Raw genomic sequence first — 15,452 nt, 5'->3', positions numbered from 1 at the left:
CCGGCGCTACTTCCGCATGATCGCGGGCTCGTGCCGGCGCAGCAGCCGGAGCACCAGAATGCCGAACAGGACGGACAGCGCGATCAGCATGCCCATGTTGAGCAGCCAGACCCCGGCGTCATGCGCGAACAACGGGTCCTGGGTGAGCTTGCCGGGCACGATCGCACCGAGGTCGATGGTGCCCGCCATGGCGCCGAGCGCCCACCGGGACGGCACCAGCCAGGCCAGTTGTTCGATCACCGGTACTCCGTCGAGTTTGAGCAGGGCGCCGCAGAAGACGACCTGGACGATGGCGAGGAGGACCAGCAGCGGCATGGTGACCTCCTCCTTGCGGACCAGTGCGGAGACCAGCAGGCCGAGCATCATCGCGGTGAAGGCCAGCAGGGCCACGGCGAGGGTGATCTCGATCAGCGGTGGGAACAGCACGCCCCGGCCACCCGGGGCGTTGAGATCGACCCCGGCGAGACCGACCAGGGTGAGGACCACCGCCTGGGCGATGGTGACGGCACCGAGGACCACGACCTTGGACATCAGATAGGCGGATCGGGACAGCCCGACGGCCCGCTCCCGCCGGTAGATGACCCGTTCCTTGACGAGTTCGCGGACCGCGTTGGCGGCGCCGATGAGCACTCCGCCGACGCACAGGATGAGCAGGGCGTTCATCGCGGTCTCAACGGTGAGGGCGGAACCGGCGAGGGCCCGGGCCATGGCGCCCATCACGAACGGCAGGGCGATCATGATGACGAGGAAGGTGCGGTCGGCGCTCAGCGCGGCGGCATAGCGGCGGATCAGGGTGGAGAGCTGTGCGCCCCAGCTCTGCGCCTTGGGCGGCGGGGCCACGGGCGGGCCGGCGCCCGGCTGCCCGGCCTGCCCGGCCTGCTGGGGCTGGCGTGCGGTGCCCTCGACGTACCGCTGGTGGAAGGTGGAGGCCCGGTACTCTCCCGCCCAGTCCCGGTCCCGGCGGTTCTCGAAGGCCTCGAAGGCCTCCGGCCACTGCTCGAAGCCGAAGAAGCGGAGGGTCTCGGCCGGGGGACCGTAGTAGGCGATCCGCCCGCCCGGCGCCAGGACCAGGAGCCGGTCGCAGACGTCGAGGCTGAGCACGCTGTGGGTGACCACGATGACCGTGCGGCCGTCGTCGGCCAGACCGCGCAGCATGTGCATCACCGAACGGTCCATGCCCGGGTCGAGGCCGGAGGTGGGCTCGTCCAGGAACAGCAGGGAGGGCTTCGTCAGCAGCTCCAGGGCGACCGAGACGCGTTTACGCTGGCCGCCGGAGAGGCTGTGGATCGGCTGGCCGGAGCGCTCTTCCAGGCCGAGCTCGCGGATCACCTCGTCGACCCGTGCCTCGCGTTCGGCCGCCGCGGTGTCCTGCGGGAAGCGGAGTTCGGCGGCGTACGAGAGGGCGCGGCGGACGGTGAGCTGGGAGTGCAGGATGTCGTCCTGCGGGACCAGGCCGATCCGGCTGCGGAGTTCGGCGTAGTCGCGGTAGAGGTCGCGGCCGTCGTAGAGGACGGCGCCCCGGTCGGCGGGGCGCAGCCCGGTGAGGGCGCCGAGCAGGGTGGACTTGCCGGCCCCGCTGGGCCCGACGACGGCGAGCAGGCATTTGGCGCCGACCGGGAAGGAGACCTGGTCTAGGAGGGTCTTGCGGCCGTGGTCGACGGCGACGGTGAGGTCCTGGACGTCGAGGGAGACCTCGCCGGTGTCGGTGAACTCCTGGAGTTCGTCGCCGACCAGGCAGAAGGCGGAGTGGCCGATGCCGATGATGTCGCCGTCGGCGACGGGGGCGGGGGCGGTGCCGAGGGGCGCGCCGTTGAGGTAGGTGCCGTTGTGGCTGTCGAGGTCGGCGATCTCGTGGCTGCCGTCGGCGAGGGTGCGGAGTTCGGCGTGCCGGCGGGAGACCACCAGGTCCTCGATGACCAGGTCGTTCTCGGGGGCGCGGCCGATGCGTACGGTGGTCCGCGCGGCCAGCGGCAGGACGGCGGTGGGCCGGCGGAAGGTGGCGGTGAGGGAGGGGTTGCCGACGCCTGAGGGCCCGGCGGCCCCGGCGACCCCGACGACCCTGGTGTCGGCCGGCGGCGGCCCGGCCAGGACGGCGCGCGGCCCGTCCAGGGCGCTGCCGAAGCGGAGTTCGCTGCCGGGGCCGATCTCCCCTGCCTGGATCCGGCGGCCGTCGGCCCAGGTTCCGTTGGTGCTGTCCGCGTCCTCGACGGTCCAGTGGTCCCCGTCGATGTGGAGCGTCGCGTGGTGCCAGGAGACCCGGGCATCGTCGAGGAAGATCTCGCTCAGCGGGTCCCGGCCGACGTGGTAGGTCCGTCCCGGACTCATCACGGTGGAGCCCGTATCCGTCTCCAGGACGAGCTCGGGCGCGGTCGGCACTCCAGGGCGCTGGACCATGAACAGATTTTCCCACGATCCGTCCGACCCGGCATAACCGCAGGTCAGGGCCTTCTTATGGGTAATGACAACGGTCCCCGTTGCAGCCTTTGCCGATCTCGGAAAGGTGCGCTTCACTTCACGCGTCGGTAACCGAAACACACGGGGGACGCCATGGGTGCACAGGACCACGCACACGGCCACGCACACGGCCACGGGCACGACCACGGACACGGGGTGGCGGCGAACGCCGACCGTCGCTGGCTGGCCATCGCTCTGTCGCTGATCTGTGCCTTCATGGCCATCGAGGTGGTCATCGGCATCGTGGCGCAGTCCCTGGCCCTGATCTCGGACGCCGCGCACATGCTGACCGACGCCGTCTCCATCGTGCTGGCGCTGATCGCGATGCGGCTGGCGGCCCGGCCGGCCCGCGGCGGGTTCACGTACGGGCTGAAGCGCGCGGAAATACTCTCCGCCCAGGCCAACGGGCTGACCCTGCTGCTGCTGGCGGTCTGGCTCGCGTACGAGGCGGTCCGGCGGCTGCTCGATCCTCCCGCGGTGGAGGGCGGGCTGGTGCTGGTAACGGCACTGGCCGGCATCGTGGTAAATGTCCTTGCGGCCTGGTGCATCTCGAAGGCGAACCGCACCTCCCTCAATGTCGAGGGCGCCTACCAGCACATCCTCAACGACCTGTTCGCGTTCATCGGCACCGCGGTGGCCGGCCTGATCGTCCTGACCACGGGATTCGTCCAGGCCGACGCCATCGCCACCCTGGTCGTGGTGGCGCTGATGGTGAAGGCGGGCTACGGGCTGGTCCGCGAATCCGGACGGATCCTCTTGGAGGCGGCCCCCGCCCATGTGGACCCGGACACGGTCGGCGACCGGCTGGTCGCCCACGGGCCGGTCACCGAAGTCCACGACCTGCACATCTGGACGATCACCTCGGGGGAAGCGGCCCTGTCCGCACACGTACTGGTGGAACCCGAGAGCGACTGCCACGCCGTCCGGCGCGACCTGGAGAAGCTGCTGGGCGCCGACTACGGCATCACCCACACCACCCTGCAGGTGGACCATGCGCAGGAGACCCTGCTCCGGGTGGGCCGGGCGGGTGAGGAACCGGAGGACGCGCACTGCTCCGCCCCGCACGGCCCGGTGCACCGCGAGGGCCCGCACCACCACTGAACCGCCACCCCGCACCGCCGCCACTGAACCGCCGTCCCGCGGGGAAGGGATGGCCCATGACGCAGAAGCGCAGTGCCGGGCTGCTCCTGTTCCGCCGCACCGGACCGGAGCGGGCGGTGGAGGTCCTGCTGGGCCATATGGGCGGGCCGTTCTGGGAGCACCGGGACGCCGGGGCCTGGTCCATCCCGAAGGGCGAGTACGAACCGGACGAGGCCCCGCGGGACGCGGCCCGCCGGGAGTTCACCGAGGAGATCGGGCTGCCGCCGCCGGACGGCCCGTACCTGCCGCTCGGCGAGGTGAAGCAGACCAGCGGGAAACTGGTGACGGTCTGGGCGGTGGAGGCGGACCTCGATCCGGCCCTGATGCAGCCGGGGACGTTCACCATGGAGTGGCCGCAGGGTTCGGGCCGGACGGAGGAGTTCCCGGAACTGGACCGGGTGGCCTGGTTCACCCCCGCAACGGCCCGCGGACGGCTGGTCGTGCCCCAAGTCCCGTTTCTGGAGCGGCTGTTGGGGCTGCTGGCCGATTGATCCCCGGCGGGGTTGCCAGCTGCGCCGTCCCCGTGGACATTGCACACATGACGAACGTCGTGCTGGTGGGAACCCTGGACACCAAGGGTGTCGAGTACGGCTGGTTGCGCGAGCGGCTGCTGCGCGCCGGCGTCGATGTGACCCTGGTCGACACAGGAGTGATGGGCGAGCCCCGGGTGCCCGCCGATGTGCCCCGCGAAGCGGTGGCCCGGGCAGCCGGAACGGAACTGTCGGAACTACGGGCGGCGGCCGACCGGGGCGCCGCCGTCACCACGATGGCCCGCGGCGCGGAAGCCGTCGTCATACGCCTGCACGCCGAGGGGCGGCTCGACGCGATACTCGCCATCGGAGGCAGCGGCGGCACCTCCATCGCGACCCGCGCCATGAGAGCCCTGCCGCTGGGCGTGCCGAAGCTGATGGTGTCCTCGATGGCCTCCGGGGACGTGTCCGTGTACGTCGGCTCCTCGGACATCACCATGATGTACAGCGTGGTGGACATCGCGGGCATCAACACCGTCTCGGCGCCGGTGCTGGCGAACGCGGCGGACGCGGCGGCCGGGATGGCGAAGGGCTTCGCCCAGGGCTCCCGGGCCGTCCGCCCCGGCCGGCTCGGTTCCGGCGAGCGGCCGTTGATAGCGGCCAGCATGGCGGGGGTCACCACGCCCGGGGTGGACGCGGCCCGCGAACGGCTCACCGAACTCGGCTACGAGGTCCTGGTGTTCCACGTCAGCGGCACCGGAGGCCGCACCCTGGAGTCCCTGGCGGGCCAGGGGGTGTTCGCGGGGATCCTGGACCTGACCCTCAGCGAGCTCGCGGACGAACTGTGCGGCGGCATCCTGACCGCCGGCCCCGACCGGCTCAGCGCGGCCGGGCAGGCCGGCGTCCCGCAGGTGGTGAGCCTGGGGGCGCTGGACATGGTGAAGTTCGGGCCGCTGGAGAAACTTCCGGAGCGGGTCCGCTACCGGCGGGTCCGGGTCCACAATCCGTCCATCACGGTGATCCGCACCACCGAGGCGGAGTGCACCGAACTGGGCCGCCTGGTGGCGGCCAAGCTGCGGGCGGCCACCGGGCCGACCGCCGTGTGCGTACCGCTGCGCGGGCTGTCCACCCTGGGCGCGCCGGACGGCCCGTACCACGACCCGGCCGCGGACTCGGCCCTGTTCACGGCCCTCCGGGAGGGACTGCGGGGCGGCTCCGCCGAACTGTTCGACTACGACACCCACATCAACGATCCGTCCTTCGGGCGCGCCGCCGCGGACCGGCTGCACGCACTGATCACCGACCGGCAGGAGCGGGCACCCGCGGCCTGACCCCGTCGGCAGCCCCGAAAGCGGGTGCGGGCAAAGCCCGCACCCCGCGGGGGGCTGGGGGCGGAGCCCCGAAAGCAGGTGCGGGCCAAGCCCCGACACCCCGCCGGGGCCGGGGCGCAGCCCCGAAAGCGGGTCCGGGCCAAGCCCGGACGTCCCGCGGGGGCACTGGGGGCGGAGCCCCCGGAGCGGGTCCGGGCCAAGCCCGGGCACCCCGCGGGACCCGGGGCGCAGCCCCGAAAGCGGGTGCGGGCGAAGCCCGGGCACCCCGCGGGGGGGGGCTGGGAGCGGAGCCCCCCGAACGGGGTGCCGGGCGGAGCCCGGACCTCCCGGCGGGGTCCGGGGCGCAGCCCCGAGAGCGGGTGCGGGCGAAGCCCTGGCACCCCGCGGGGGGGCTGGGGGCGGAGCCCCCAAACGGGGTCCGGGCGGAGCCCGGGCACCCCCTACGGGGTCCGGGGCGCAGCCCCGAAAGCGGGTGCGGGCGAAGCCCTGGCACCCCGCGGGGGGGCTGGGGGCGGAGCCCCCGAACGGGGTGCCCGGGCGGAGCCCGGGCCTCCCGACGGGGTCCGGGGCGGAGCCCCGGTTTCGGGAAGGGGCGGGGTGGGGGAAGGCTCCGCGCAGCGGCAGCCCGGCACCGCGCAGCGGGGGCACGGCGCGGCGCCGGCTCAGGCCCTGGCGTGGGCCGTGATGTCCGCCTCGAACTCCCCCGTCATCGCCGGGGTGACAGTCGGCCGGCACTGGGCCACCGCCGCCAAGTAGTCCGCCGTGCTCGCGCCCAGCGGAACCGCCGCCCTCGCCCCCACCGCCGCCAAGTCCCGCTCGAACGACACCTGCGCCGCGATCCGCGCCGCATGCTCGATGTCCGCCGGCGTGAACAGCTCGCTCGCCGCGACCAGCGCCGCAACGTCCACATCCGTACGCCCCGCCGTGTACCGGGACCAGATCGCCGCCCGCGCCCCCGCATCCGGCGTACCGATCGGGATCAGGTAGTCGAACCGGCCGGGCCGCAGGAACGCCGGGTCCAGCGAGCGGATCGAGTTGGTGGCGCACACCAGCAGCCGCTCGTCGCCCTCCCGGAACCCGGGTATCAGCTTGAGCAGCTCGTTCGTCACCCCGTGGATCCCGCCCGGCTGGGCCGGCTCGGTCCGCACCGGGGCGATCTCCTCCACCTCGTCGATGAAGACCAGGACCCGCTCCAGCTCCGCGATCCGCGAGAAGGCGGAGCGCAGCGCCGCCGCCAGGTTGCCCTCGTCGGCGAGCCGGGACGGCAGCAGTTCCACGAACGGCCAGCCCAGCCGGGAGGCAATGGCGCGGGCGAAGGTGGTCTTGCCGGTGCCGGGCGGCCCGAAGAGGGTGATGGCGCGCGGCGGCCGGACCCCGTGCTGTGCCGCCCGCTCGGGCTCGGCGAGCGGCAGCACCACGCGCCGCTCGATGAGGTCCTTCTCGGTCTCCATGCCGGCGACCTTGTCCCACAGATCCTTGGCCAGGAACCGGCCGCCGAGGTCGTCGAGCAGCCCGGCCGCGGGCCCGTGCAGCGGTTCGGTCTTCTCGAAGTAGGCGACGGCAGGCTGACGGGTGTAGCCGGCGTTCAGCAGGCCCTCGCCGAGCAGGTCCTCCTCCGGCAGCACGTACGAGATCCGGCCGACCCGGGCGGCGATCAGCCGTCGCTCCAGCTCGACCAGCAGGGCACTGGCCAGCCCGCGCCCGCGCCAGCCCGAGGCGATCGCGATCCGCATCACCCAGGCGCGCTCCCCCGAGACGGTGGCGAGGGCCGCGCCGATCGGGACGCCCTGGTGGACGGCGACCACGGCGGGCTGCCGGTCGGTGAGTGCCGTGATGCACTCGGCGAGGGAGAAAACGGATTCCTGGCCGAGTTCGGCCGTGGTGTCGATCAGGTGGACGACGGATGCGAGATCGCTCTCGCGGTAGTCGTGGATGAGCCAGTTCACCGGGTACCGCCCCTCGATTCGTACAGCGCGTGCGCCTTGCGGCGAGGCTAGGTGCGGCGGCCCGACGCGATCACGCTCCGCCGTGCACAACAGCCGGGACGGAAACCGTCCGTGGCGTCCATAGACTGGTGGCTTCCGCCCACAAGCCAGCGCCGAGGACCCGAACACTTCATGACTTCGCACATATCCGATCCCCGGCGGCGGCATCTGCGGCACCTGGTGTGGCTGGTGCCGGTCCTGTGGACCCTCGCACTGGGCCTGTGGGGGCTGTCCCGGCAGGACAGCGTGTGGCGGGACGAGGCGGCGACCTGGCAGGTGGCGGGGCGGTCGGTGGCCGAGATCTGGCACATGCTCGGCCAGGTGGACGCCGTGCACGGCCTCTACTACCTGCTGATGCACGGTCTCTTCGAGCTCTTCGGGGCGGGCACCGCCACCCTGCGGCTGCCGTCGGTGCTGGCCATGGCCGTGGCCGCGGCCTGTGTGGCGCTGCTCGGGCAGCGGCTGGCCGGGTTCTGGGCCGGGCTGGGCGGCGGGCTGGCGCTGGGGCTGCTGCCGGCCGTGCAGTTCTACCTCCAGGAGGGCCGGCCGTACGCGCTGGTCGCGGCGGGGGCCGGGGTGTCCACCCTGGTGCTGGTGACGCTGCTCGAGGGGCGAGAGGGGCACGAGGGGCGCGAGGGGCGCAGGGAGTGGCCGCGCTGGACGGCGTACGCGCTGGTCGTGCTGGTGTGCGCGCTGCTGAACTGGCTGTCCCTGCTGATCCTGCCCGCGCACGCGGCCACCCTGCTGTGGGTGCGGGCCGGGCGGCGGGTGTACGGGCGCTGGGCGCTGGCGGCGGCCGGCGCCGGCTGCGGGGCGCTGCCGTTGATCCTGTTCAGCCGCGGCCAGTCCGGGCAGGTGTCCTGGATACCGCCGCTGACCTGGCACATGCTGATCGGTCCGGCGATTCTGCTGGCGATCGGCGGGCTCGGTGCCTGGCTGGACCGGTCCCGGTCCGGGCGGGGGTTGTCGGCCGCCGCGGTGGGGCTTCCGCTGCTCGCCGTCCCGCAGCTGGGTCTGATCGGGCTGTCCCTGGTCCAGCCGCTGTTCCTGGACCGGTACGTGCTGTTCAGCCTGCTGGGTCTGGCGCTGCTGATCGGCACGGGTCTGGGGGCGGGCGTACGGGTGGCCGCGCGCCGCACGCCGAGGGCGGCGGGCCTGCTCGTGCCGGCGGTGGTGGGGGTGGCCGTGGTCGCGCTGCTGCCGGTGGAGCTGGGCAAGCGGGCTCCGGCGAGCCGGGTGGACGATGTGCTGGCGGTGTCGGCGGAGGTGGCCAGGCTGAAGGAGAGCGGGGACGCGGTGCTGTTCATACCGGCCGCCCGCCGGGACACCGCGCTGGTCTCCCCCGATGCCTTCAGCGGGCTGTCGGACATCGCGCTGGCCGAGTCCCCGCAGGCCTCCGGCACCCTCAAGGGTGAGGAGGCGGATCCGGCCCGGATCCGGGCGGCCGTCCTCGGGCAGCGGCGGATCCTCCTGGTGACGGACGCGGCGCGGGTGGCCAGGCCGGCATCGGCGGAGCGGGACCGGGTGAAACTGGCGGTACTGCGGGAGCGGTTCACGGCGGTGGCGGACGAGCAGGTCCGCGGCCGGCGGGTGACGGTGTACGAACGCCGCTCCTGATCCGGCCCGGCGGGCCGGTCGGCGGACTGCCCGGCCCGCCGATTCACAGCACCTCCACAGGGAAACCGGGGCTCCGCTCACAGCTGCGGGTTGCAGGCTCGGAGCATGATCGACCGCACACTCCCGCGTCGCACACTCCCCCGTCGCACGGTCCGCGTCGCCGTGGCGATGGCCGCGATGGCCGCACTGCTCTCGGTGGACCTGCCGGCCGCCACGGCGGCAGCCGGGGCGGGCCGCACGGTCGAGGCCCCGCCGGGCGGGACGACGGACCGGGTGGGGGCCCTGTTCGCCAGCGGCCTGGACGGCGGCCACTTCTGCACCGCATCGGTGGTGCGGAGCACGGGCCGTGATGTGATCGCCACCGCCGCGCACTGCCTCGGCGATGTGTCCGGGACCGTGTTCGTCCCCGGTTACCACAACGGCACCGCGCCGTACGGGGTCTGGCGGCTCACCGGCATGTCCGTGGACCCGGGCTGGCAGCGCGCGCAGGACCCGGACGCGGACCTCGCGTTCGCCACGGTCGCCCCGCTCGACGGGCGGGCCGTCCAGGACGTGGTGGGCGGTTTCCCGGTGGCCGCCGACCAGCCGGCCGATGCCGAAGTCACCGTCCTCGGCTACCCGAGCGACCGGGACACCCCGCTGACCTGCACCCACACCACCGAACTGTGGTCAAACACGCAGCGCCGCATCGCCTGCCCGGCCCTCGGCGGCGGCACCAGCGGCAGCCCCTGGCTGGTGGACGGTGCGCTGGCCGGGGTCCTCGGCGGGCACGAGGGCGGCGGCACGGACCCGGACGTCTCGTACAGCGCGGTCATGGGCCCCGCCGCCCGGAACCTCTACCAGTACGCGGGAGGGGAGGTCACCGCTTGCGGGGCTGACTGAAGCGCAGCATGTTGCCGGCGGGGTCGCGGAAGGCGCAGTCGCGGACGCCGTACGGCTGGTCGACCGGCTCCTGCAGCACCTCGCCGCCGGCGGCGCGGATGCGTTCGAAGGCGGCGTCGACGTCGTCGGTGCTGAAGATGACACCGCGCAGCAGGCCCTTGGCCAGCAGTTCCGCCATGGTCTTCCGGTCGGCGGGCGAGGCGTTCGGGTCCGCGAGCGGGGGTTCGAGGACGATCTCCACATCCGGCTGCGAGGGCGCGCCGAGGGTCACCCAGCGCATCCCCTCGAATCCGACGTCGTTGCGCACCTCCAGGCCGAGGGCGTCCCGGTAGAAGGTGAGCGCCTTGTCATGGTCGTCGACGGCGATAAAGCACTGTGAAAGCTTGATTTCCATGCGCTCCACGCTAGGCGCGGGGGGTCGCTTTCGCTTCTCCGTTCCTGACCGGTCGCGTGTGGACCTTGGCGACACAGGCCGGGATGGCCGCGCCCTCGTCATGGCTGCGGGCCCGGTAGGCGCTCGGGGTCTCGCCGACCAGCTCGGTGAACCGCGAGCTGAACGACCCCAGCGAGGTACAGCCGACGGCGAAGCAGACCTCGGTCACCGTGAGGTCGCCGCGCCGCAGCAGCGCCTTGGCCCGCTCGATCCGGCGGGTCATCAGGTAGCTGTACGGGGTCTCCCCGTAGGCGGCGCGGAAGCTGCGCGAGAAGTGGCCCGGCGACATGAGGGCGGTGCGCGCGAGCGCCGCAACGTCGAGCGGCTCCGCGTATGCGCGGTCCATCAGGTCACGGGCCCGGCGCAGCCGGACGAGGTCTTCCAGGGTCGTCACCCGACCACGATCGCACAGGCCATGGCACCGGACGGGACCTACGGCTCGGCGGGATGCTCGGCGGGGGCGAACCAGGTGGGCTCGTCCGTGAGCGCCTGCCGGATCCGGTGCAGGGCGAACGGTTCGAGCCGGGGCAGCCGGTCCGTCTCGAACCAGGCCACCTCCAGGGATTCCGCGTCGTTCACCCGCGCCCGGCCGCCGGTGGCCCGGCAGCGGAAGGTGACGTCGGAGAACTGGCAGACGTCCCCGTTGGGGTAGGTCACCGGCTCCAGCATCTCGACCAGCACCACCCGCTCGACGACACACTGCACGGCCGTCTCCTCGTACACCTCCCGTACGGCGGTCACCGCGGGCTGCTCACCGGGCTCGGGGATCCCCCCGACGACGGACCACCGGCCGGTGTCCGCCCGCCGGCCGAGCAGCACCCGGCCCCGGTCGTCGAAGACGACGGCCGTCACCCCGGGGAGCACCAGCAGCTGGTGCCCGGCGGTGGCGCGGATCTTGCGGATGAATTCCGGTGTGGTCATTCCCCGACCCTACGCGCTGCGGCGGGGTCGGATCCGGCGGAGCAGGGGCCAGCTGAGGGCGCCGGCGGCGAGGGCGAGCAGGAGGTATTCGGGGAGCGGGCCGACGCGGGTGGCCGGGGTCTGGGTGGAACGCAGCGGGATCTCGGCGACCAGGGCGTCGGGGGTGAACATCTTCGTCTGCTGGACGACCTTGCCGTCGGGCCGGATGACGGCGCTGACCCCGCTGGTGACCGGGACCAGGACGGTGCGGCTGTGCTCGACGGCCCGGACCCGGTCCATGGCCAGCTGCTGGTACGTCATCTGGCTCCGCCCGAAGGTGGCGTTGTTGCTGGGTACCGCGATGACCTGGGCCCCGGCCCGGACGGTGGAGCGTACGGCGTCGTCGAAGGCGGCTTCGAAGCAGGTGACCATGCCGATGCGGCTGCCGGCCATGTCGAAGACGCCCGGCTTCTTGCCGGGCCCGAAGTCGCGGCGGACCCGGTCCACGTCGGAGCTGAAAAGCCGGACCACCGAGCGCATCGGGATGCGTTCGCCGAAGGGCTGGATCTTCCGCTTGTCGTAGGTGGTGGTGGGGCCTTCGACCGGGTCCCAGAGGATCATGGTGTTGCGCAGCGGGCCGGTCTGCGGGGCGAGCACGGAGCCGACCGCGACGGGCACGCCGATCTTCTTGACCGCCCCGTCGATGACCCCGTACGCGTCGGGTTCCGCGAACGGGTCGAGGTCGGAGGAATTCTCCGGCCAGACCACGAAGTCGGGCTTGGCGACCCGGCCGGCCTTCACGTCCTCGGCGAGCTGGATGGTGCGGTTGGCGTGGTTGTCGAGGACCTGGCGGCGCTGGGAGTTGAAGTCGAGGCCGAGCCGCGGCACGTTGCCCTGGATGAGGGCGGCAGTGGCGGTGCCGGCCTGCGGGCTGTCGGAGACCAGCGGCCGGGCGGCGAGGGCGGCACCGAGCGGGGCGGCGACGGTGAGGGCGGCGAGGACGGCGGTGGTCCGGCGGGGGGCGCTGCGGGCGATACGGAGGGTGGCGTAGAGCCCGAATCCGCAGAGGGCGACGGCGAAGGAGAGCAGCGGGGTGCCGCCGAGGGCGGCGAGGGGCAGGAAGATGCCGTCGGCCTGGCCGAAGGCGAGTTTGCCCCAGGGGAATCCGCCGAACGGGAACCGGGCGCGCAGTGCTTCGCCGGCGACCCAGACAGCGGCGGCCCACAGCGGCCAGCCGGGGCGGCGGCTGACAAGTGCGATGGCCAGCCCGGTGAGGCCGATGAACAGGGATTCGAGGGCGACCAGCGCCAGCCAGGGCACCGGGCCGACCTCCTCGCCCGTCCAGATCAGCAGCGGCAGCAGGTAGCCGAGCCCGGCGACCAGGCCGAGGCCGAAGCCGGCCCGCGCGCGCCGCCCGTACAGGCAGCCGGCCAGCAGGGCGAGGGCGAGGGGGGCCAGCCACCAGAGCGGGCGGGGCGGGAAGCTGAGGTAGAGCAGGGCCCCGGCCAGGGCGGCGCCGGCGGTCCGCGGCAGCCAGGCGCCCTTCCGGGGGCGGCCGGCGTCCGGGGACGCCTGCCCGGACGCGCCGGACGCGCCGGACGCGCCGGAGTCGGCGGTCACGGCGGAGGTACCGGCCGGGCCGGGAGGCTGCGGGGGCTCGTTCTCGGCCACGCGGGCGGTGCTGCTGCTCATTGGCGGAGTGTACGTCGCCACGCTGTGCGGCCGGGCGGGCGCCAAGGGGTCTCTGACCCCCCACCCCCTACCTGGCGAGGCTGCGGAGGTGGGCGCGGATGACCCGGACGGCGTTCTCGGCGTCGTCGACGGTGACGATGAAGATCTTTCCGTCGTCGAGCTTCAGCTCCAGGCCCATGCCGCGCCGGACCACCACCGCGGTGCCCTTCTCGGGGCGCCAGCGCAGGCCCCAGCCGCCCCATTCGTGCGGGCTGATCCGGGGCAGGAACACCACCGAGGCGATATCGGTGAAGACGAAACGCCGGCGCGGCAGGCCTATGTGCCCGCAGCGCACTTCCACGGCCTCGGCGTCGACGGTGACGTGGACATGGACGAAGGCGAGGGTGCCGTAGAGGATCAGCAGTCCCGCCGCCACGCAGCCGACCACGGCCATGACCAGCGGAACCATCCCCGAGCTCCATGCGGAGTCGAGGGCGAGCACGATGCCGAGCACAATGCACGCGACACCGGCACCGGCGAGCAGCCATTGCGCGCGGTTGGAGGCACGGCCGGTCCAGAGCGGCCCCGGGGGGTGACCCGTCATGTATCGCAGCGTACTCACGTTCCGCACGCGCGCCACCGCCTCTCGGCCGGCCGGCCTGCAGTGGGCCGGGACAAGCGCCTGCCCGTACTGCCCTCGACCAAACTCGAGGTCCCGCAGCGTGTGATTACGCTGACCCGGTGAATCCGTACCGGAGAGAGCACGGCGCCGGGCTGCGGGACCTGGCGCTGGGGCTGGTGGCCGCCTCCGCGTCGGCTTCCGCGCTGGCCGCCGGGGGCTGAGCGCGTTGGTCAGTGGGCCGGGGCCGGGCGGCGGTCCCGGTGGGCCAGGTCGAGCCGGCGTCCGCCGAACGCGGCGCGCAGCCGGCGGTCGTGGCTGACCAGGACCAGCGTGCCGGTGTAGTGGGACAGGGCCGCCTCCAGGTCCTCCGCCACGGACGGGGCCAGATGGTTGGTCGGTTCGTCGAGCAGCAGCAGATCGTACGGGGCGTCCGTGACCAGCCGGGCCAGTTCCAGCCTGCGCCGCTGGCCCGCCGACAGGATGCGCACCGGCTTGCCGAGGTCCGCAGGGGCGAGCAGGCCGAGACCGGCGACCCGGTCCGCGTACTCCGCCCCGAACACCTCCGCGACGGACCGGACTTCCCGCGCCCACGGGTCGCCCTGCCGGAGGAATCCGATCCGCGCGGGCACGTCCACGGCGCCCTGCACTGCCCGGAGTTCCCCGGCCAGGAGCCGCAGCAGGGTGGATTTACCCACCCCGTTGGGGCCGGTGACCAGGAGCCGCTCCCCCGCCGCGAGGCGGAAGGACACCGGCTCCAGCCGTCCGGGCACGGCCAGGCCCGCCACCTCGACGGCGCCCGTCGCGGCCGGGCCGGCCTCACCGGCTGACCCGGCCGCGATCCGCCCGGTGAACCGGAGCGGTTCCGGCGGCACCGGGACCGGATTCCCGGTCAGCCGCTCCAGCCGTTCCCGCGCGGCCCGGATCCGGCCCATTGCGCCGTGCGCCCGGGACCGGGCCCGGAACGCCCCGGCCCCGCTGAACCCGCGCGGCAGCTTGCGCGGGATCTCGCCGATCCGCCCGATGTTGGCCTCGGCGAGCCGCTCGGCCCGGCCGATCTCCGTCCGCCACTCCTCGTACTCCCGTTCCCAGCGGGCCCGGGCGGCTGCGCGGGCGGTCAGATGGCCGGCGTAGCCGTTGCCGTAGCGGTGCAGGGTGTGCCGTTCGTTGTCCACCTCCAGGATGGTGGTCGTGACCCGGTCCAGGAAGAGCCGGTCGTGGGTGACGGCGACGACGGTGCCGCGGTGGGCGCGGAGGTGTTCCTCCAGCCAGTGCACGGCCTCGTCGTCGAGGTCGTTGGTGGGTTCGTCGAGCAGCAGCAGTTCCGGCTCGGCCGCCAGCGCGGCGGCGAGGGCGAGCCGGGAGCGCTGGCCGCCGGAGAGGGTTCCGAGCCGGCGGTCCGGGTCGAGCGCGGTGCGCTCGCCGAGTCGGCGGAGGGTGGTGGCGACCCGGCGTCCGGCGTCCCGGCCGCCGCGCACCTCGTACGCGGCGAGCAGGTCGGCGTACGCGCCGAGTTCGTCGGGGCCGGCCTGGTGCAGTTGGGCCTCGGCAGCACGGATCCGGCGCTCCAGATCGCGGAGCTCGGCGAGCGCGAGGTCGACGGCATCGCCGACGCGGGCGGTGGCGGGCAGGTCGAGGGTCTGGGCGAGGTGGCCGAGCCCGCCGGGGGCGGTGACGTGCACCCGGCCGCGGTCGGGGCGCTCCAGGCCGGCCAGCAGCCGGAGCAGGGTGGACTTCCCGGATCCGTTGTCCCCGACGACTCCGACCCGCTCGCCGGGCCGGACCGTGCAGTCGACGCGGTCCAGGACGGTGTGGCCGTCGTACGCCTTGGTGACCTCGGACAGGACGATCTGGGTGGCGGCGAGTGGAGTACGCAAGGGCGGTCCCCTTCGATGTCGGCAGCGCGAGTTGCGAGACGAATCGATCCGTCTCGTCATCACCGTAAACGAG

At 73.5% G+C, this 15,452-nt stretch carries 13 protein-coding genes; 5 read left to right on the top strand and 8 right to left on the bottom strand.

The window, feature by feature from the left end:
• Window positions 1-6: 6 nt before the first annotated feature.
• Window positions 7-2,394, bottom strand: coding sequence for an FHA domain-containing protein (locus ABT123_RS00565; RefSeq protein WP_351307534.1), 2,388 nt, complete (start codon window positions 2,392-2,394; stop codon window positions 7-9).
• Window positions 2,395-2,547: 153 nt separating this feature from the next.
• On the opposite strand from ABT123_RS00565, the gene ABT123_RS00560 reads away from it, so the two are divergent.
• The 3 genes from ABT123_RS00560 to ABT123_RS00550 are packed head-to-tail and all read left to right on the top strand — an operon-like array spanning window position 2,548 to window position 5,395.
• Window positions 2,548-3,555, top strand: a complete 1,008-nt coding sequence (locus ABT123_RS00560; RefSeq protein ID WP_351307531.1) for a cation diffusion facilitator family transporter — start codon at window positions 2,548-2,550, stop codon at window positions 3,553-3,555.
• A gap of 56 nt (window positions 3,556-3,611) precedes the next feature.
• The gene (locus ABT123_RS00555; protein ID WP_351307528.1) at window positions 3,612-4,085 is read left to right on the top strand and encodes an NUDIX hydrolase; all 474 of its coding nucleotides are present in this window, start codon (window positions 3,612-3,614) and stop codon (window positions 4,083-4,085) included.
• A gap of 47 nt (window positions 4,086-4,132) precedes the next feature.
• Window positions 4,133-5,395, top strand: coding sequence for a Tm-1-like ATP-binding domain-containing protein (locus tag ABT123_RS00550; RefSeq protein WP_351307525.1), 1,263 nt, complete (start codon window positions 4,133-4,135; stop codon window positions 5,393-5,395).
• Window positions 5,396-6,057: 662 nt separating this feature from the next.
• Here the strand turns inward: ABT123_RS00550 and ABT123_RS00545 are convergent.
• Window positions 6,058-7,341 (bottom strand): ATP-binding protein, encoded by a 1,284-nt coding sequence (locus tag ABT123_RS00545; protein WP_351307522.1) that lies wholly within the window; start codon window positions 7,339-7,341, stop codon window positions 6,058-6,060.
• 171 nt (window positions 7,342-7,512) lie between these two features.
• Here ABT123_RS00545 and ABT123_RS00540 point away from each other — a divergent pair, with 171 nt between their 5' ends.
• Both ABT123_RS00540 and ABT123_RS00535 read left to right on the top strand, forming a co-directional pair.
• Window positions 7,513-8,997, top strand: a complete 1,485-nt coding sequence (locus tag ABT123_RS00540; protein WP_351307519.1) for a glycosyltransferase family protein — start codon at window positions 7,513-7,515, stop codon at window positions 8,995-8,997.
• A 105-nt stretch (window positions 8,998-9,102) separates the two neighbouring features.
• A complete protein-coding gene (locus tag ABT123_RS00535) occupies window positions 9,103-9,879 on the top strand; it encodes a trypsin-like serine peptidase (RefSeq protein ID WP_351307516.1) in 777 nt (258 codons plus the stop codon).
• Here the strand turns inward: ABT123_RS00535 and ABT123_RS00530 are convergent.
• The 6 genes from ABT123_RS00530 to ABT123_RS00505 form a co-directional block, all read right to left on the bottom strand.
• Window positions 9,857-10,273: a VOC family protein gene (locus ABT123_RS00530; RefSeq protein ID WP_351307513.1), complete on the bottom strand. Its 417-nt coding sequence runs from the start codon at window positions 10,271-10,273 to the stop codon at window positions 9,857-9,859. The two genes, ABT123_RS00535 and ABT123_RS00530, sit on opposite strands and share 23 nt — an antisense overlap.
• A gap of 10 nt (window positions 10,274-10,283) precedes the next feature.
• Window positions 10,284-10,706 carry a helix-turn-helix transcriptional regulator gene (locus ABT123_RS00525; RefSeq protein ID WP_351307510.1) on the bottom strand — a complete coding sequence of 141 codons (423 nt, stop codon included), beginning with the start codon at window positions 10,704-10,706 and terminating at the stop codon, window positions 10,284-10,286.
• Between the two features lie 38 nt (window positions 10,707-10,744).
• Window positions 10,745-11,233, bottom strand: coding sequence for an NUDIX hydrolase (locus ABT123_RS00520; RefSeq protein WP_351307507.1), 489 nt, complete (start codon window positions 11,231-11,233; stop codon window positions 10,745-10,747).
• 9 nt (window positions 11,234-11,242) lie between these two features.
• Complete coding sequence (lnt, locus tag ABT123_RS00515; protein WP_351307504.1) at window positions 11,243-12,904, bottom strand: apolipoprotein N-acyltransferase; 1,662 nt, start codon at window positions 12,902-12,904, stop codon at window positions 11,243-11,245.
• Between the two features lie 67 nt (window positions 12,905-12,971).
• Window positions 12,972-13,487 carry a hypothetical protein gene (locus tag ABT123_RS00510; protein WP_351307501.1) on the bottom strand — a complete coding sequence of 172 codons (516 nt, stop codon included), beginning with the start codon at window positions 13,485-13,487 and terminating at the stop codon, window positions 12,972-12,974.
• A gap of 248 nt (window positions 13,488-13,735) precedes the next feature.
• Window positions 13,736-15,439, bottom strand: coding sequence for an ABC-F family ATP-binding cassette domain-containing protein (locus ABT123_RS00505; protein WP_502970808.1), 1,704 nt, complete (start codon window positions 15,437-15,439; stop codon window positions 13,736-13,738).
• Window positions 15,440-15,452 lie beyond the last annotated feature (13 nt).

It is taken from the genome of Streptomyces sp. NPDC002054 (assembly GCF_040296685.1).
GTDB lineage: Bacteria > Actinomycetota > Actinomycetes > Streptomycetales > Streptomycetaceae > Streptomyces.
The sequence above is the reverse complement of the archived record's forward strand: the minus strand, read 5'-3'. Positions and strand labels throughout refer to the sequence as shown.

Coding starts and splice junctions, on each gene's coding strand:
- ABT123_RS00555 (WP_351307528.1), top strand. CDS start 3,612: ATGACGCAGAAGCGCAGTGCCGGGCTGCTCCTGTTCCGCCGCACCGGA.
- ABT123_RS00530 (WP_351307513.1), bottom strand. CDS start 10,273: ATGGAAATCAAGCTTTCACAGTGCTTTATCGCCGTCGACGACCATGAC.
- ABT123_RS00535 (WP_351307516.1), top strand. CDS start 9,103: ATGATCGACCGCACACTCCCGCGTCGCACACTCCCCCGTCGCACGGTC.
- lnt (WP_351307504.1), bottom strand. CDS start 12,904: ATGAGCAGCAGCACCGCCCGCGTGGCCGAGAACGAGCCCCCGCAGCCT.
- ABT123_RS00520 (WP_351307507.1), bottom strand. CDS start 11,233: ATGACCACACCGGAATTCATCCGCAAGATCCGCGCCACCGCCGGGCAC.
- ABT123_RS00505 (WP_502970808.1), bottom strand. CDS start 15,439: ATGACGAGACGGATCGATTCGTCTCGCAACTCGCGCTGCCGACATCGA.
- ABT123_RS00560 (WP_351307531.1), top strand. CDS start 2,548: ATGGGTGCACAGGACCACGCACACGGCCACGCACACGGCCACGGGCAC.
- ABT123_RS00565 (WP_351307534.1), bottom strand. CDS start 2,394: ATGGTCCAGCGCCCTGGAGTGCCGACCGCGCCCGAGCTCGTCCTGGAG.
- ABT123_RS00510 (WP_351307501.1), bottom strand. CDS start 13,487: ATGACGGGTCACCCCCCGGGGCCGCTCTGGACCGGCCGTGCCTCCAAC.
- ABT123_RS00540 (WP_351307519.1), top strand. CDS start 7,513: ATGACTTCGCACATATCCGATCCCCGGCGGCGGCATCTGCGGCACCTG.
- ABT123_RS00550 (WP_351307525.1), top strand. CDS start 4,133: ATGACGAACGTCGTGCTGGTGGGAACCCTGGACACCAAGGGTGTCGAG.